Here is a 13,962-nt window from a genome sequence, read left to right on the forward strand (position 1 = left end):
AGCACCCTGGTTGGGCAGCGCTACGGCTGATCACATAGGGTGAAAAGAAAAACGGGAGGTTCGGCGTGTTCGTTGAACGTGCGCCACTTGTCGACTTAGTGTCCTGTTCAGAAGACTTCAAGGAACAGACACACTGGTAACCCTAAACTTCAGCGTTAGGGTTCGGGTCGGCGCTACGGACCGTCCCATTCGGCATCAGTCGCCGGGTCGCGGGGCACAGTGCTCCGGCGATTCGACGACACGTAACTCGAGGCGAGAGGCCTTCGACGTGGCAGCACCGCAGAACTACCTCGCAGTCATCAAAGTCATCGGTGTCGGCGGCGGTGGTGTCAATGCCATCAACCGGATGATCGAGGTCGGTCTCAAGGGCGTCGAGTTCATCGCCATCAACACCGACGCGCAAGCTCTGTTGATGAGCGACGCCGACGTCAAGCTCGACGTCGGCCGCGAACTCACCCGCGGACTCGGCGCCGGAGCCAACCCGGCCGTCGGCCGCAAGGCCGCCGAGGACCACCGAGAGGAGATCGAGGAGGTCCTCAAGGGGGCCGACATGGTCTTCGTGACAGCCGGAGAAGGCGGCGGCACCGGCACCGGCGGCGCGCCCGTCGTGGCCAACATCGCCCGCTCGCTCGGCGCCCTCACCATCGGCGTGGTCACCCGCCCGTTCACCTTCGAGGGACGGCGCCGCGCCAACCAGGCCGAGGACGGCATCGCCGAGCTCCGCGAAGAGGTCGACACCCTCATCGTCATCCCCAACGACCGGCTGCTGTCCATCTCGGACCGCCAGGTCAGCGTGCTCGACGCGTTCAAGTCCGCCGACCAGGTCCTGCTCTCCGGTGTGCAGGGCATCACCGACCTCATCACCACGCCGGGCCTGATCAACCTCGACTTCGCCGACGTGAAGTCGGTCATGTCCGAGGCCGGTTCGGCCCTCATGGGCATCGGCTCGGCCCGCGGCGACGACCGCGCGGTGGCCGCCGCCGAGATGGCGATCTCCTCGCCGCTGCTGGAGGCGTCCATCGACGGCGCCCGGGGCGTGCTGCTCTCCATCTCCGGCGGTTCCGACCTCGGCCTGTTCGAGATCAACGAGGCCGCCCAGCTGGTCAGCGAGGCCGCCCACCCCGAGGCCAACATCATCTTCGGCGCGGTCATCGACGACGCCCTGGGCGACGAGGTCCGGGTCACCGTGATCGCGGCCGGCTTCGACGGGGGCCAGCCGCCGTCCAAGCAGCGGGACAACGTCCTCGGCTCCTCCACCACGGGCAAGCGCGAGGAGCCCACCCCGGCACGGCAGACCGAGAGCCGTCCGTCCTTCGGCTCGCTCGGCAGCGTCAAGCCGAAGGAGGAGCCGGAGCCGGCGCCCGCGCCCGAGCCGGTGAGCGACCTGCCGCCGGTCTCCCCGCCGCCGGTCCCGCCGTCGAGGACCTACTCGGACAGCGCGGCCGAGGAACTGGACGTGCCGGACTTCCTGAAGTGATAGGACAGCGCGACACCGTGAACGGCGCGCACTTCGGCTTCACCGACCGGTGGGGCGGAGTGAGCGCCGTTCCGTACGAGCAGCTCAATCTCGGCGGCGCGGTCGGCGACGACCCCGGCGCCGTGACGGCCAACCGGGAGCTGGCGGCCAAGTCGCTGGGCGTCGACCCGGCCCGGGTGGTCTGGATGAACCAGGTGCACGGGGCCGACGTCGCCGTGGTCGACGGACCCTGGGAAGACCGCCCGGTCCCGCGGGTCGACGCGATCGTCACCGCCGAACGCGGCCTCGCCCTCGCCGTCCTCACCGCCGACTGCGTGCCCGTCCTGCTCGCCGACCCCGTCGCAGGCGTCGCCGCCGCGGTCCACGCGGGTCGGCCCGGCCTGGTGGCCGGGGTCGTCCCCGCCGCCGTACGGGCCATGACCGGACTCGGCGCGGACCCCGCCCGGATCATCGCCCGCACCGGACCCGCCGTGTGCGGCCGGTGCTATGAAATGCCCGAGGAGATGCGCGCCGAGGTGGCCGCCGTCGAACCGGCGGCGTACGCGGTGACGAGCTGGGGCACACCGGCGGTCGACGTGGGCGCCGGCGTGCACGCGCAGCTCGAACGTCTCGGGGTGCGCGACCGGGCGCAGTCGCCGGTGTGCACCCGGGAGTCGAAGGACCACTTCTCGTACCGACGCGACCGCACCACCGGGCGGCTCGCGGGCTATGTCTGGCTGGGCTGATGGGGCATGACGGACCGTAAGCAGGAACTCGCCGGGAACCTGGCGAAAGTGGAAGAGCGCATCGCCGCGGCGTGCGAGGCCGCCGGCCGCCGCCGCGACGAGGTGACCCTGATCGTGGTCACCAAGACGTACCCGGCGGACGATGTGCGGTTTCTCTCCGAACTCGGTGTGCGCCACGTCGCCGAGAACCGCGACCAGGACGCGGCACCCAAGGCCACCGCATGCTCGGATCTGCCGCTTTCGTGGCATTTCGTCGGTCAGTTGCAGACCAACAAGGTGCGGTCCGTGGTCGGTTACGCGGATGTCGTGCAGTCGGTCGACCGGGCCAGGCTCGTCACGGCTCTGTCGAAGGAGGCCGTGCGGGCCGGGCGCGAGGTGGGCTGCCTCCTCCAGGTCGCGCTCGACGCGGGGGAGAACGCGCGCGGGGAGCGCGGTGGCGTCTCGCCCGCGGGAATCGAAGAGTTGGCCGACCTGGTCGCCCGGTCCGAGGGGCTGCGGCTCGACGGACTGATGACCGTGGCCCCGCTCACCGGCGAGTACGCGGGACGCCGGCAGGCGGCGTTCGAGCACCTCATGGATTTGTCGACCTACGTGCGCCGAACCCATCCGGCTGCGAACATGGTCTCCGCAGGGATGAGTGCGGACCTCGAACAGGCCGTGGCCGCCGGAGCGACACATGTGCGCGTCGGTACTGCGGTACTCGGAGTCCGACCCAGGCTCGGGTAACGTCGCCAAGAAGTCGGACCACAGCAGAAAATATGGTCATTACCGCCGAAAGGCGGACGCAACGACCTCGTGGATCGCAGGCACTTGGCAGTCGTCAGCCGATCCACCACAGAGCGGAGGACTCAGAGCATGGCCGGCGCGATGCGCAAGATGGCGGTCTACCTCGGCCTCGTGGAGGACGATGGGTACGACGGCCGGGGGTTCGACCCCGATGACGACTTCGAACCGGAACTGGACCCGGAGCCCGAGCGGGATCACCGGCGGCACGAACCGGCGCACCAGTCGCATGGTTCACATCAGCCTCTAAGGGACGAAGAGGTACGAGTCGTACAACCGCCCGCGCCGCGCGAGCCGGTGCCCCGGGCCGCTTCGCTCGCGGCGGAATCGGGTCGCCCGGCGCGTATCGCGCCCGTGGCATCCATCACACAAGAACGCGCAAGCCTGGAAAAGAGCGCACCGGTCATCATGCCCAAGGTCGTGTCCGAACGAGAGCCCTACCGGATCACCACGCTTCACCCCCGGACCTACAACGAGGCCCGTACCATCGGGGAACACTTCCGTGAGGGCACGCCGGTGATCATGAATCTCACTGAGATGGATGACACAGACGCGAAGCGACTTGTCGACTTTGCGGCCGGTTTGGTGTTTGGTCTTCACGGCAGTATCGAGCGGGTGACGCAGAAGGTGTTCCTGCTGTCTCCTGCTAACGTCGATGTCACGGCGGAGGACAAGGCCCGCATCGCAGAGGGCGGGTTCTTCAACCAGAGCTGAGACGCACCACCGGTACAGAGCAAGAACGCGGATCCGACGACGGGTCCGAGAGATGGTCAGGGGAGAGGGAAGCACAGGTCATGAGCGTGGTTCTGGATGTCGTCTACATCGCGCTGATGTGCTTCCTCATCGTGCTCATCTTCCGGTTGGTCATGGACTACGTCTTCCAGTTCGCCCGCTCGTGGCAACCCGGCAAGGCGATGGTGGTCGTTCTGGAGGCCACCTACACTGTCACCGATCCACCGTTGAAGCTTCTGCGGCGGTTCATTCCGCCGCTGCGTCTCGGGGGCGTGGCGCTCGACCTGTCCTTCTTCGTACTGATGATCATCGTCTACATCCTGATCTCGATCGTGAGCCGGCTGTGATCGATGAGAGAGATACGGGCTTGCCGAATGCCGACGACAACGTTGAGGTGAAGAGATGCCGTTGACCCCCGAGGACGTGCGGAACAAGCAGTTCACGACCGTCCGCCTCCGAGAAGGCTATGACGAGGACGAGGTCGATGCCTTCCTCGACGAGGTCGAAGCCGAACTGACCCGACTGCTCCGCGAGAACGAGGACCTGCGCGCCAAACTGGCCGCGGCGACGCGCGCGGCTGCGCAGAACCAACAGAACATGCGCAAGCCTCCGGAACCGCCGCAGGATCAGCAGCAGCAACATCAGCAGCAGGGTCCGCCGCAGCAGGGTGGTATGCCCCAGCAGGGCATGCGAGGTCCCGGCGCTCCGGTGCCCGCCGGCATATCGGGCCCGCCGCAGCAGCAGATGGGTGGCCCCATGGGTGGCCCGCCCCAGCTGCCGAGCGGTGCCCCGCAGCTGCCCGCCGGCCCCGGCGGACAGGGTGGCCCGCAGGGTCCCGGCCAGATGGGCCAGGGTCCGGGGCCGATGGGCCAGGGCGGTCCGGGTCCGATGCAGGGCCAGATGGGCCCCGGTCCGATGGGCGGCCCCATGGGCGGCCCGCAGGGTCACGGCGGTCCCGGTGGCATGCCCGGTCAGGGCGGCCCCGGTGGCGACAGCGCCGCCCGTGTCCTCTCGCTGGCCCAGCAGACCGCCGACCAGGCGATCGCCGAGGCCCGTTCCGAGGCCAACAAGATCGTCGGCGAGGCGCGTTCGCGTGCCGAGGGTCTGGAGCGGGACGCCCGTGCCAAGGCCGACGCCCTGGAGCGGGACGCGCAGGAGAAGCACCGCGTCGCGATGGGCTCCCTGGAGTCGGCCCGCGCCACGCTGGAGCGCAAGGTCGAGGACCTGCGTGGCTTCGAGCGCGAGTACCGGACGCGGCTGAAGTCGTACCTGGAGTCGCAGCTGCGCCAGCTGGAGACCCAGGCGGACGACTCGCTCGCCCCGCCGCGTACGCCCGCGACGGCCTCCCTCCCGCCGTCCCCGGCGCCCTCGATGGCTCCGGCCGGTGCGAGCGCCCCGTCCTACGGCGGCAACCAGTCGATGGGCAACGGACCGAGCCAGAACGGTCCGTCCTACGGCGGTCAGCAGCAGATGTCGCCGGCGATGACCCAGCCGATGGCTCCGGTGCGGCCGCAGGGACCGTCGCAGATGGGGCAGGCGCCCTCGCCGATGCGCGGGTTCCTGATCGACGAGGACGACAACTGACGAACGGTAGTACGGCGTAGCCGTCGGCAGCGTTCAGGGTGGGCCCCGGGTTTCTGACCCGGGGCCCACCCTTGTCTGTACCGAGCTGCGGGCAGCCGTGCCGCTGCGGGCACGGGTGGGCGGTGGGGGCACCGCCCGCTCGAGCGAAGCCGAGAGTGAGGGAGGCACCCGGCCGGCGCCGGCGAGCGAACCCACCCCCGGCCCGCCCCGATGGACAGCACCGGGCCCGGCACCCCTCGCGGGAGGGAGGCCGGGCCCAGGTGCTGTGCGGCTACTGGCTACTGCTTGTGCAGGCGGAACGTCAGGGACAGGCCCTCGTCCGTGAACGGCTCCCCGTACGTGTCGTCGGCCTCGCCCTGGGCGAAGTCCGTGGCGAGGACCTCCTCCGCGATCAGGGCGCTGTGCCCGCTCAGCGCGTCGACGGTCGCGTCGTCCGTCGCCGTCCACCGCAGCGCGATCCGGTCGGCGACGTCGAGGCCGCTGTTCTTGCGGGCCTCCTGGATCAGCCGGATCGCGTCACGGGCGAGACCGGCCCGGCGCAGCTCCTCCGTGATCTCCAGGTCCAGCGCCACCGTCGCGCCCGAGTCGGAGGCGACCGACCAGCCCTCGCGCGGCGTCTCCGTGATGATCACCTCGTCGGGGGCGAGGGTGATCGTCTCTCCGTCGACCTCCACCGCGGCCGTGCCCTCGCGCAGGGCGAGGGAGAGCGCCGCGGCGTCCGTGTTCGCGACGGCCTTCGCGACGTCCTGGACCCGCTTGCCGAACCGCTTGCCCAGCGCACGGAAGTTGGCCTTCGCCGTCGTGTCGACCAGGCTGCCGCCGACCTCGCTCAGCGACGCGAGGGACTCGACGTTCAGCTCCTCCGTGATCTGCGAGTGCAGTTCGGGGGAGAGCGTGTCGAAGCCCGATACGGCGATCAGCGCGCGGCTGAGCGGCTGGCGCGTCTTGACGCCCGACTCCGCGCGCGTGGCACGGCCCAGCTCGACCAGGCGGCGGACCAGCACCATCTGCTGGGACAGCTCGGGGTCGATCGCCGACAGGTCGGCCTCCGGCCACGACGACAGGTGCACCGACTCGGGGGCGCCCGGGGTGACCGGCACGACCAGGTCCTGCCAGACCCGCTCGGTGATGAACGGGGTCAGCGGCGCCATCAGCTTGGTGACCGTCTCGACGACCTCGTGCAGCGTGCGCAGCGCCGCCTTGTCGCCCTGCCAGAAGCGGCGGCGGGAGCGGCGTACGTACCAGTTGGACAGGTCGTCGACGAACGCGGACAGCAGCTTGCCGGCGCGCTGGGTGTCGTAGGCGTCCAGCGCCTGCGTGACCTGGTCGGTGAGCGCGTGCAGCTCGGAGAGCAGCCAGCGGTCCAGGACCGGGCGGTCGGCGGGCGCCGGGTCGGCTTCGCTCGGGGCCCAGCCCGTGGTGCGGGCGTACAGGGCCTGGAAGGCGACCGTGTTCCAGTACGTGAGGAGCGTCTTGCGGACGACCTCCTGGATGGTGCCGTGACCGACCCGCCGGGCCGCCCAGGGGGAGCCGCCGGCCGCCATGAACCAGCGGACCGCGTCCGCGCCGTGCCGGTCCATCAGCGGGACCGGGTCCAGGGTGTTGCCCAGGTGCTTGGACATCTTGCGGCCGTCCTCGGCGAGGATGTGGCCGAGGCAGACGACGTTCTCGTACGAGGACTTGTCGAAGACCAGGGTGCCGACCGCCATCAGCGTGTAGAACCAGCCGCGGGTCTGGTCGATGGCCTCGGAGATGAACTGCGCCGGGTACCGGCTCTCGAACAGTTCCTTGTTCTTGTGCGGGTAGCCCCACTGCGCGAATGGCATCGAACCCGAGTCGTACCAGGCGTCGATGACCTCCGGAACGCGCGTGGCCGTCTTGCCGCACCCGTCCTGCGGGCAGGCGAAGGTGACCTCGTCGATGTACGGGCGGTGCGGGTCCAGGGCGGACTGGTCGGTGCCGGTCAGCTCGGTCAGTTCGGCGCGGGAGCCGGCGACCGTGAGGTGGTCGTCCTCGCAGCGCCAGATCGGCAGCGGGGTGCCCCAGTAGCGGTTGCGGGAGAGCGCCCAGTCGATGTTGTTGTTCAGCCAGTCGCCGTACCGGCCGTGCTTGACCGACTCCGGGAACCAGTTGGTCTTCTCGTTCTCCTGGAGGAGACGGTCCTTGACGGCCGTGGTGCGGATGTACCAGGACGGCTGCGCGTAGTACAGCAGCGCGGTGTGGCAGCGCCAGCAGTGCGGGTAGCTGTGCTCGTACGGGGTGTGCCGGAACAGCAGGCCCCGGGTGTCCAGGTCCTCCGTGAGCTTCTCGTCGGCCTTCTTGAAGAAGACGCCGCCGACCAGCGGGACGTCCTCCTCGAAGGTGCCGTCCGGGCGGACCGGGTTGACCACGGGCAGGCCGTAGGCGCGGCAGACCTTGAGGTCGTCCTCACCGAAGGCGGGGGACTGGTGGACCAGACCGGTGCCGTCCTCGGTGGTGACGTAGTCGGCGTTCACCACGTAGTGCGCGGGCTCGGGGCTGCGCCCATTGGTTCCCTCGCTGACGCTCGGGAACTCGACCAGCTCGAACGGCCGCTGGTAGGTCCAGCGCTCCATCTCGGCGCCGGTGAAGGTCTGGCCGGTGGTCTCCCAGCCCTCGCCGAGGGCCTTGGCGACCAGCGGCTCGGCGACGACGAGCTTCTCCTCGCCGTTCGTGGCGACGACGTACGTCACCTCGGGATGCGCGGCGACCGCGGTGTTGGAGACCAGCGTCCAGGGGGTGGTCGTCCAGATCAGGAGCGCGGCCTCGCCGGCGAGCGGGCCGGAGGTCAGCGGGAAGCGCACGAAGACGGAGGGGTCGACGACCGTCTCGTAACCCTGTGCCAGCTCGTGGTCGGACAGGCCGGTGCCGCAGCGGGGGCACCAGGGGGCGACGCGGTGGTCCTGGACCAGCAGGCCCTTGTCGAAGATCTCCTTCAGCGACCACCAGACGGACTCGATGTACTCGGGGTCCATCGTGCGGTACGGGTCCTGGAGGTCGGCCCAGTAACCCATGCGGGTCGTGAGCTCCTCGAAGGCGTCGGTGTGGCGGGTCACCGACTCGCGGCACTTGGCGTTGAACTCGGCGATGCCGTACGCCTCGATGTCCTGCTTGCCGGAGAAGCCCAGCTCCTTCTCCACCGCCAGCTCGACCGGCAGGCCGTGGCAGTCCCAGCCGGCCTTGCGGCCCACGTGGTATCCGCGCATGGTGCGGAAGCGGGGGAAGACGTCCTTGAAGACGCGGGCCTCGATGTGGTGGGCGCCCGGCATGCCGTTGGCGGTGGGCGGACCCTCGTAGAACACCCACTCGGGGCGGCCCTCGGACTGCTCCAGGCTCTTGGCGAAGATCTTCTGCTCGCGCCAGAAGTCGAGCACCGCGTGTTCGAGCGCGGGCAGGTCGACCTGGGCGGGCACCTGGCGGTACTGCGGCTGCGTATTCAACGAGCTTCCTCCGGCGGACGTGCTGCCTTCCGTCGGAGGGACGAGAGCCGTGCTCCCGCGGTACCACCCTCCTTGGCTCCCCGGTGCGTCGTGTGCGCCGGTCAGCCCCCTCATTGGGGTCGCGAGCCGGTTCTACTCGCCGTGACCTTTCCGTCACGGCTTTCTTCCGGCGGCTCCGGGGTGATCTTCACGTCGCGCTCGCCCCCGGGCTCACACCGTCCCCGGGTCGCTCTGGACTGCGTACGTCGCTACTCGTCCCCATCCACGCTTTTCGCTGCGCCCAGTGTACGGCGCCGAGCGGACAGCGGCCGACCCGTTTTCGGCGCCGGGTGGAGCGGGGGCGCCGTACGGCCTCCTCGCGGTCCGGCATGACCCGAATGCCGCGGCCGGGCGTCCGGCTGTCGGCGCGTCCGGCAGGGGTCCGGCCCGGCGGATTACCGGGCGGGGAGCTGGGCACAACGCATGCATGCTCGCCGCGCGGCGCGCGGTGGGCGGGCGAATCGGGCGGCGTGCCCCGTTGCCGCGGGGCCCAAGTCGATTTATCGTCCCAGCACGATTCGCGCGCAAGATCACAATATGTGAAGGGGCCGCGGCCATGGTGGCGAAGAAGACCGCCGTACAGCAGTCGGAGGCGACTGCGAAGAAGTCCGCTGCCAAGAAGACGACGGCCGCGAAGAAGACCGCTGCGAAGAAGGCCACCGCGGAGAAGAGCACCGCGGAGAAGAGCACGGCCAAGAAGACCGTGGCCAAGAAGAGCGCGGCCAAGAAGAGTACGGCCAAGAAGACCGTGGCCAAGAAGAGCACGGCGAAGAAGAGCACGGCCAAGAAAGTGGGCGCGGCGCAGGCCGCGGAGCAGACGGGAGCCACGACGGTGGTTGCGAAGAAGACTCCTGGCACGGCCACGGCGGCCAAGACCGCCGTACCCAAGGCCCGCGGCGCCGCGGACCCCGGCGACCTCGCGGTACGCCCCGGCGAGGAACCCTGGACCCCGCAAGAGGTCGAGGAGGCGCGTGGGGAGCTGCAGTCCGAGGCCGACCGGCTGCGTACCGAGATCGACTCCTCGGAGCGGTCGCTGCAGGGCATGATGCGGGACTCCGGGGACGGCGCGGGCGACGACGAGGCGGACACCGGCAGCAAGAACATCACGCGCGAGCACGAACTGGCGCTTGCCGCCACCGCGCGCGAGGTGCTCACCCAGACCGAGCGCGCCCTGGAACGCCTGGACGCGGGCACCTACGGCCTGTGCGAGAACTGCGGCAACCCCATCGGCAAGGCGCGCATGCAGGCCTTCCCGAGGGCCACCCTGTGCGTCGAGTGCAAGCAGAAGCAGGAGCGACGGTACTGATCAGCCACCGGGACGGAAGGCGTGCCGTACCCTCGTCCTCAGTCAGGTACCTAGGCTGAGGGACTCACGTGGCAGAGGCGGAGCGCATCATCGGTACGCCGGACACCCCGGACGCGGCGGGGGACGGGCAGGAGCGGCCCGACGCCGAGCAGGAGCAGCCCCCGGAGCGCCCCCGGGGCAAGCGGCGTATCGCCGTGCTGTTCGCGGTGGCCGCGTTCGCGTACCTCCTCGACCTGATCAGCAAGATGATCGTGGTCGCCAAGCTGGAGCACCAGGAGCCCATCGAGATCGTCGGGGACTGGCTGCGGTTCGTGGCGATCCGCAACGCGGGCGCGGCCTTCGGCTTCGGCGAGGCCTTCACCGTGATCTTCACGGTGATCGCGGCGGCCGTCATCGTCGTGATCGCCCGCCTTGCGCGCAAGCTCTACAGCCTGCCGTGGGCGATCGCGCTCGGCATGCTGCTCGGCGGCGCCCTCGGCAACCTCACCGACCGGATCTTCCGTGCGCCCGGCGTCTTCGAGGGCGCGGTCGTGGACTTCATCGCGCCCAAGCACTTCGCCGTCTTCAACCTCGCCGACTCGGCGATCGTCTGCGGCGGCATCCTGATCGTGATCCTCTCCTTCCGGGGCCTGGACCCGGACGGGACCGTCCACAAGGACTGACCGTCCACAAGGACCGACCCTCCACAATGGCCTGACCGTCCACAGGGACTGGGCGCGCGGTCGGGAGTGTCCGGCCCGTCCGGCATACTCGACGGGTGAGCACGATTCCCGAGATCCGTACCCTGCCCGTGCCCGACGGCCTGGAGGGCGAGCGCGTCGACGCCGCCATCTCCCGCATGTTCGGCTTCTCCCGTACCAAGGCCGCGGAGCTCGCCGCGGCGGGCAAGGTGCAGGTCGACGGATCGGTGGTCGGCAAGTCCGAGCGGGTCCACGGCGGCGCCTGGCTCGAGGTCGAGATGCCGCAGGCGCCCGCGCCTGTGCAGGTGGTCGCCGAGCCCGTCGAGGGCATGGAGATCGTGCACGACGACGACGACCTGGTCGTGATCGTCAAGCCGGTCGGCGTCGCCGCCCACCCCTCGCCCGGCTGGAGCGGACCGACGGTCATCGGCGGACTGGCCGCCGCCGGGTACCGCATCTCCACGTCCGGCGCCGCCGAGCGGCAGGGCATCGTGCACCGCCTCGACGTGGGCACGTCCGGCCTGATGGCGGTGGCGAAGTCGGAGCGCGCCTACACCTCGCTCAAGCGCCAGTTCAAGCAGCGCACGGTCGACAAGCGCTACCACACGCTCGTGCAGGGCCACCCCGACCCGACCAGCGGCACCATCGACGCCCCCATCGGCCGCCACCCCCAGCACGACTACAAGTGGGCCGTCACCGCCGAGGGCAAGCCCTCCGTCACGCACTACGACCTCATCGAGGCCTTCCGTGCCGCCTCCCTGCTCGACGTGAAGCTGGAGACCGGCCGCACCCACCAGATCCGCGTCCACATGGCCGCCCACCGCCACCCCTGCGTCGGCGACCTGACCTACGGCGCCGATCCCACGCTCGCCAAGCGGCTGCGCCTCACCCGCCAGTGGCTGCACGCCGTACGGCTCGGCTTCGAGCACCCCGGCGACGGGCAGTGGGTCGAGTACGCCAGCGACTACCCCGACGACCTCCAGCAGGCCCTGGACCTGGTCCGCGAGGAGACCTACGGATGAGCGCCCCGGCCCGGCCGCCGTCGTACGTGGTGCGCGTGGCCGAGGACCCCGGTGACCGGGAGGCGTGCTTCGCGGTGCGCAAGGACGTCTTCGTCGTCGAGCAGAAGGTCCCCGAGGACATCGAGTACGACGCCTACGACGCCGCCGCCGTGCACGTCCTGGCGGGTCCGGGCGGACGGCGTACCGCTGGGCACCGGCCGGCTGCTGCACGGGGAGGCCGCCGCGGCGAAGAACGGCGACGGCGACCCGGCCGTCGGCTCCCTGGGCCGGCTCGCGGTGACCGCGCAGGCCCGCGGTCTGGGTGTCGGTGCCGCGCTGGTGCGGGCCGTCGAGGACGCCGCACGCGCGCGTGGGCTCACCGCGGTCGACCTGCACGCGCAGACCCACGCCCTGGGTTTCTACGAGCGACTGGGGTACGAGGCGTACGGACCCGAGTTCCCCGACGCCGGGATCCCCCACCGCGCGATGCGGCGCGCCCTGTAGGCGAAGGCGCCGAACGGCTGGTGGGGCCGGTGACGTGGCAGGCTTGAGGTTTGTCGTGCGAACACCGAGACCGGAGCGGTGACCGTGGATCAGTTGGCCCTGTTGTTCATACTGCTGCTCGGGGCCCTGCTGAGCGTCCCGATCGGCGCCCGGCTCGGGCTGCCGGCGCCGGTGCTGATGACGGTCCTCGGCATCGTCCTGGCGCTGCTCGAATTCGTGCCCAACGTCGACATCCCGCCCGAGCTCATCCTGCCCGCGCTGCTGCCGCCGCTGCTGTACGCGGCCGTGCGGCGCACGTCCTGGCGGCAGTTCGCGGCCAACAAGCGCCCGATCTTCCTGCTGGCGGTCGCGCTGGTCTTCGTCACCATGACCTGCGTGGCCGCGGTGGCGAGCGCGGTCGTGCCGGGGCTGCCGATCGCCGCCGCCTTCGCGCTGGGCGCGCTGGTGGCGCCGCCCGACCCGGTCGCGGCGACCGCCGTCGCCGGGCAACTGGGGCTGCCGCGCCGCCTGGTCTCCATCCTGGAGGGCGAGGGGCTGTTCAACGACGTCACCGCCATCGTCCTGTACCACGTGGCCATCGCCGCGGCCGTCGGCGGCACCTTCTCGCCGTGGCGGGCCGGACTCGACCTGGTGCTGTCCGCCGTCGTCGCCGTCGCGGTCGGCCTCGCGCTGGGCTGGGCCACCAACAAGCTGCTGAGCCTGCTGGGGGACGCCACCCTGCAGATCGGCCTGACGCTGCTGGTGCCCTACGGGTCCTACGTCCTGGCCGAGGAACTGCACGGCTCCGGGGTGCTCGCGGTGCTCACCACCGCGATGTTCCTCGCCGAGTACGCCTTCGACGCCGACGACGTGATGACCCGGCTCGCCGGGCACACCGTGTGGGACGTCGTCGACACGCTCGTCACCGGCGTCGCCTTCGGACTGGTCGGCCTGGAACTGCACAACGCGATCCGGACGGTCTCCGGACGCTGGACCGAACTGCTCGGCTGGGCCGCGGCGATCGCCGGCGTGGTGATCCTGGTGCGGCTGGTGTGGCTGCTGCCGGCCACCTGGCTGACCAAACGGCTGCACGCCGGACGCGACCACGACGAGGACATCCCCATGTCCTTGCGGGAGACCGTCGTCATGTGGTGGTCGGGAATGCGGGGCGTCGCCTCGGTCGCGCTGGCGCTCGCGATCCCGCTGAAGACGGACGACGGATCCGCCTTCCCCCACCGCGACGAGATCATCTTCATCGCGTTCGGTGTGATCATGGTCACGCTGCTGCTGCAGGGACTGACCCTGCCGTGGCTGGTGAGCCGGCTCGGGGTGCGGGCGGACACCGAGCGGGAGAAGGAGTACGAGAAGGAGCTGGCCGTACGGGCGGCCAGAGCGGCCAAGCAGCGGCTCAAGGAGATCGAGTCGGTCGAGGAACTGCCGGAGGAGCTGTCCGAGCAGCTGTTGCGCCGGGCCTTCGACATCGGGGTGCGGATCAGTCCCGACGTCGGCGACGAGGAGCGGCGCGAGGCGCAGGAGCAGCGGGCCCGGCGGCTGAAGCGGATCCGCCGGATCCAGGGCGAGATGATGAGCGCCGCGCGCCACGAGGTGCTGGCCGCGCGCAGCGAACCCGGAGCGACCCCGGAGATCGTGGACCGGGTACTGCGCCACCTGGACGTGCGCAGCCTGCGCTGAGG

At 70.4% G+C, this 13,962-nt stretch carries 11 protein-coding genes and 1 pseudogene; 11 read left to right on the top strand and 1 reads right to left on the bottom strand.

Annotated elements, in window-relative coordinates; genetic code table 11:
* Nucleotides 1-268: 268 nt before the first annotated feature.
* From ftsZ to divIVA, 6 genes are all read left to right on the top strand, one after another.
* Nucleotides 269-1,477: a cell division protein FtsZ gene (gene ftsZ / locus ACFW48_RS28355; RefSeq protein WP_386319226.1), complete on the top strand. Its 1,209-nt coding sequence runs from the start codon at nt 269-271 to the stop codon at nt 1,475-1,477.
* Nucleotides 1,474-2,202, top strand: coding sequence for a peptidoglycan editing factor PgeF (gene pgeF / locus ACFW48_RS28360; RefSeq protein ID WP_386319229.1), 729 nt, complete (start codon nt 1,474-1,476; stop codon nt 2,200-2,202). The genes ftsZ and pgeF overlap by 4 nt, the downstream gene beginning before the upstream one ends.
* A gap of 6 nt (nt 2,203-2,208) precedes the next feature.
* Nucleotides 2,209-2,928, top strand: a complete 720-nt coding sequence (locus tag ACFW48_RS28365; protein ID WP_386319231.1) for a YggS family pyridoxal phosphate-dependent enzyme — start codon at nt 2,209-2,211, stop codon at nt 2,926-2,928.
* Between the two features lie 129 nt (nt 2,929-3,057).
* A complete protein-coding gene (locus ACFW48_RS28370) occupies nt 3,058-3,699 on the top strand; it encodes a cell division protein SepF (RefSeq protein WP_310873812.1) in 642 nt (213 codons plus the stop codon).
* Between the two features lie 80 nt (nt 3,700-3,779).
* A complete protein-coding gene (locus tag ACFW48_RS28375; protein WP_007448661.1) occupies nt 3,780-4,064 on the top strand; it encodes a YggT family protein in 285 nt (94 codons plus the stop codon).
* A 55-nt stretch (nt 4,065-4,119) separates the two neighbouring features.
* Nucleotides 4,120-5,301 carry an apical growth/hyphal branching protein DivIVA gene (divIVA, locus tag ACFW48_RS28380; protein ID WP_386319236.1) on the top strand — a complete coding sequence of 394 codons (1,182 nt, stop codon included), beginning with the start codon at nt 4,120-4,122 and terminating at the stop codon, nt 5,299-5,301.
* Between the two features lie 278 nt (nt 5,302-5,579).
* On the opposite strand, the gene ileS is transcribed toward divIVA, so the two are convergent.
* Nucleotides 5,580-8,759 (bottom strand): isoleucine--tRNA ligase, encoded by a 3,180-nt coding sequence (gene ileS / locus ACFW48_RS28385; RefSeq protein WP_386319239.1) that lies wholly within the window; start codon nt 8,757-8,759, stop codon nt 5,580-5,582.
* 595 nt (nt 8,760-9,354) lie between these two features.
* Here ileS and ACFW48_RS28390 point away from each other — a divergent pair.
* From ACFW48_RS28390 to ACFW48_RS28410, 5 genes and pseudogenes are all read left to right on the top strand, one after another.
* Nucleotides 9,355-10,104 carry a TraR/DksA C4-type zinc finger protein gene (locus ACFW48_RS28390; protein WP_386319242.1) on the top strand — a complete coding sequence of 250 codons (750 nt, stop codon included), beginning with the start codon at nt 9,355-9,357 and terminating at the stop codon, nt 10,102-10,104.
* A 68-nt stretch (nt 10,105-10,172) separates the two neighbouring features.
* Nucleotides 10,173-10,766, top strand: a complete 594-nt coding sequence (gene lspA / locus ACFW48_RS28395; RefSeq protein ID WP_386319244.1) for a signal peptidase II — start codon at nt 10,173-10,175, stop codon at nt 10,764-10,766.
* Between the two features lie 95 nt (nt 10,767-10,861).
* Entirely contained in the window at nt 10,862-11,806 is a 945-nt protein-coding gene (locus tag ACFW48_RS28400) for an RluA family pseudouridine synthase (protein WP_386319247.1), read from the top strand.
* A pseudogene (locus ACFW48_RS28405) lies at nt 11,803-12,289 on the top strand (GNAT family N-acetyltransferase). Before ACFW48_RS28400 ends, ACFW48_RS28405 begins: the two are co-directional and overlap by 4 nt.
* An 84-nt stretch (nt 12,290-12,373) precedes the next feature.
* Nucleotides 12,374-13,960 carry a Na+/H+ antiporter gene (locus ACFW48_RS28410; protein ID WP_386319250.1) on the top strand — a complete coding sequence of 529 codons (1,587 nt, stop codon included), beginning with the start codon at nt 12,374-12,376 and terminating at the stop codon, nt 13,958-13,960.
* Nucleotides 13,961-13,962: the final 2 nt, after the last annotated feature.

It is taken from the genome of Streptomyces sp. NPDC058812, assembly GCF_042744565.1.
In the GTDB taxonomy this organism is placed as follows: domain Bacteria; phylum Actinomycetota; class Actinomycetes; order Streptomycetales; family Streptomycetaceae; genus Streptomyces; species Streptomyces thinghirensis.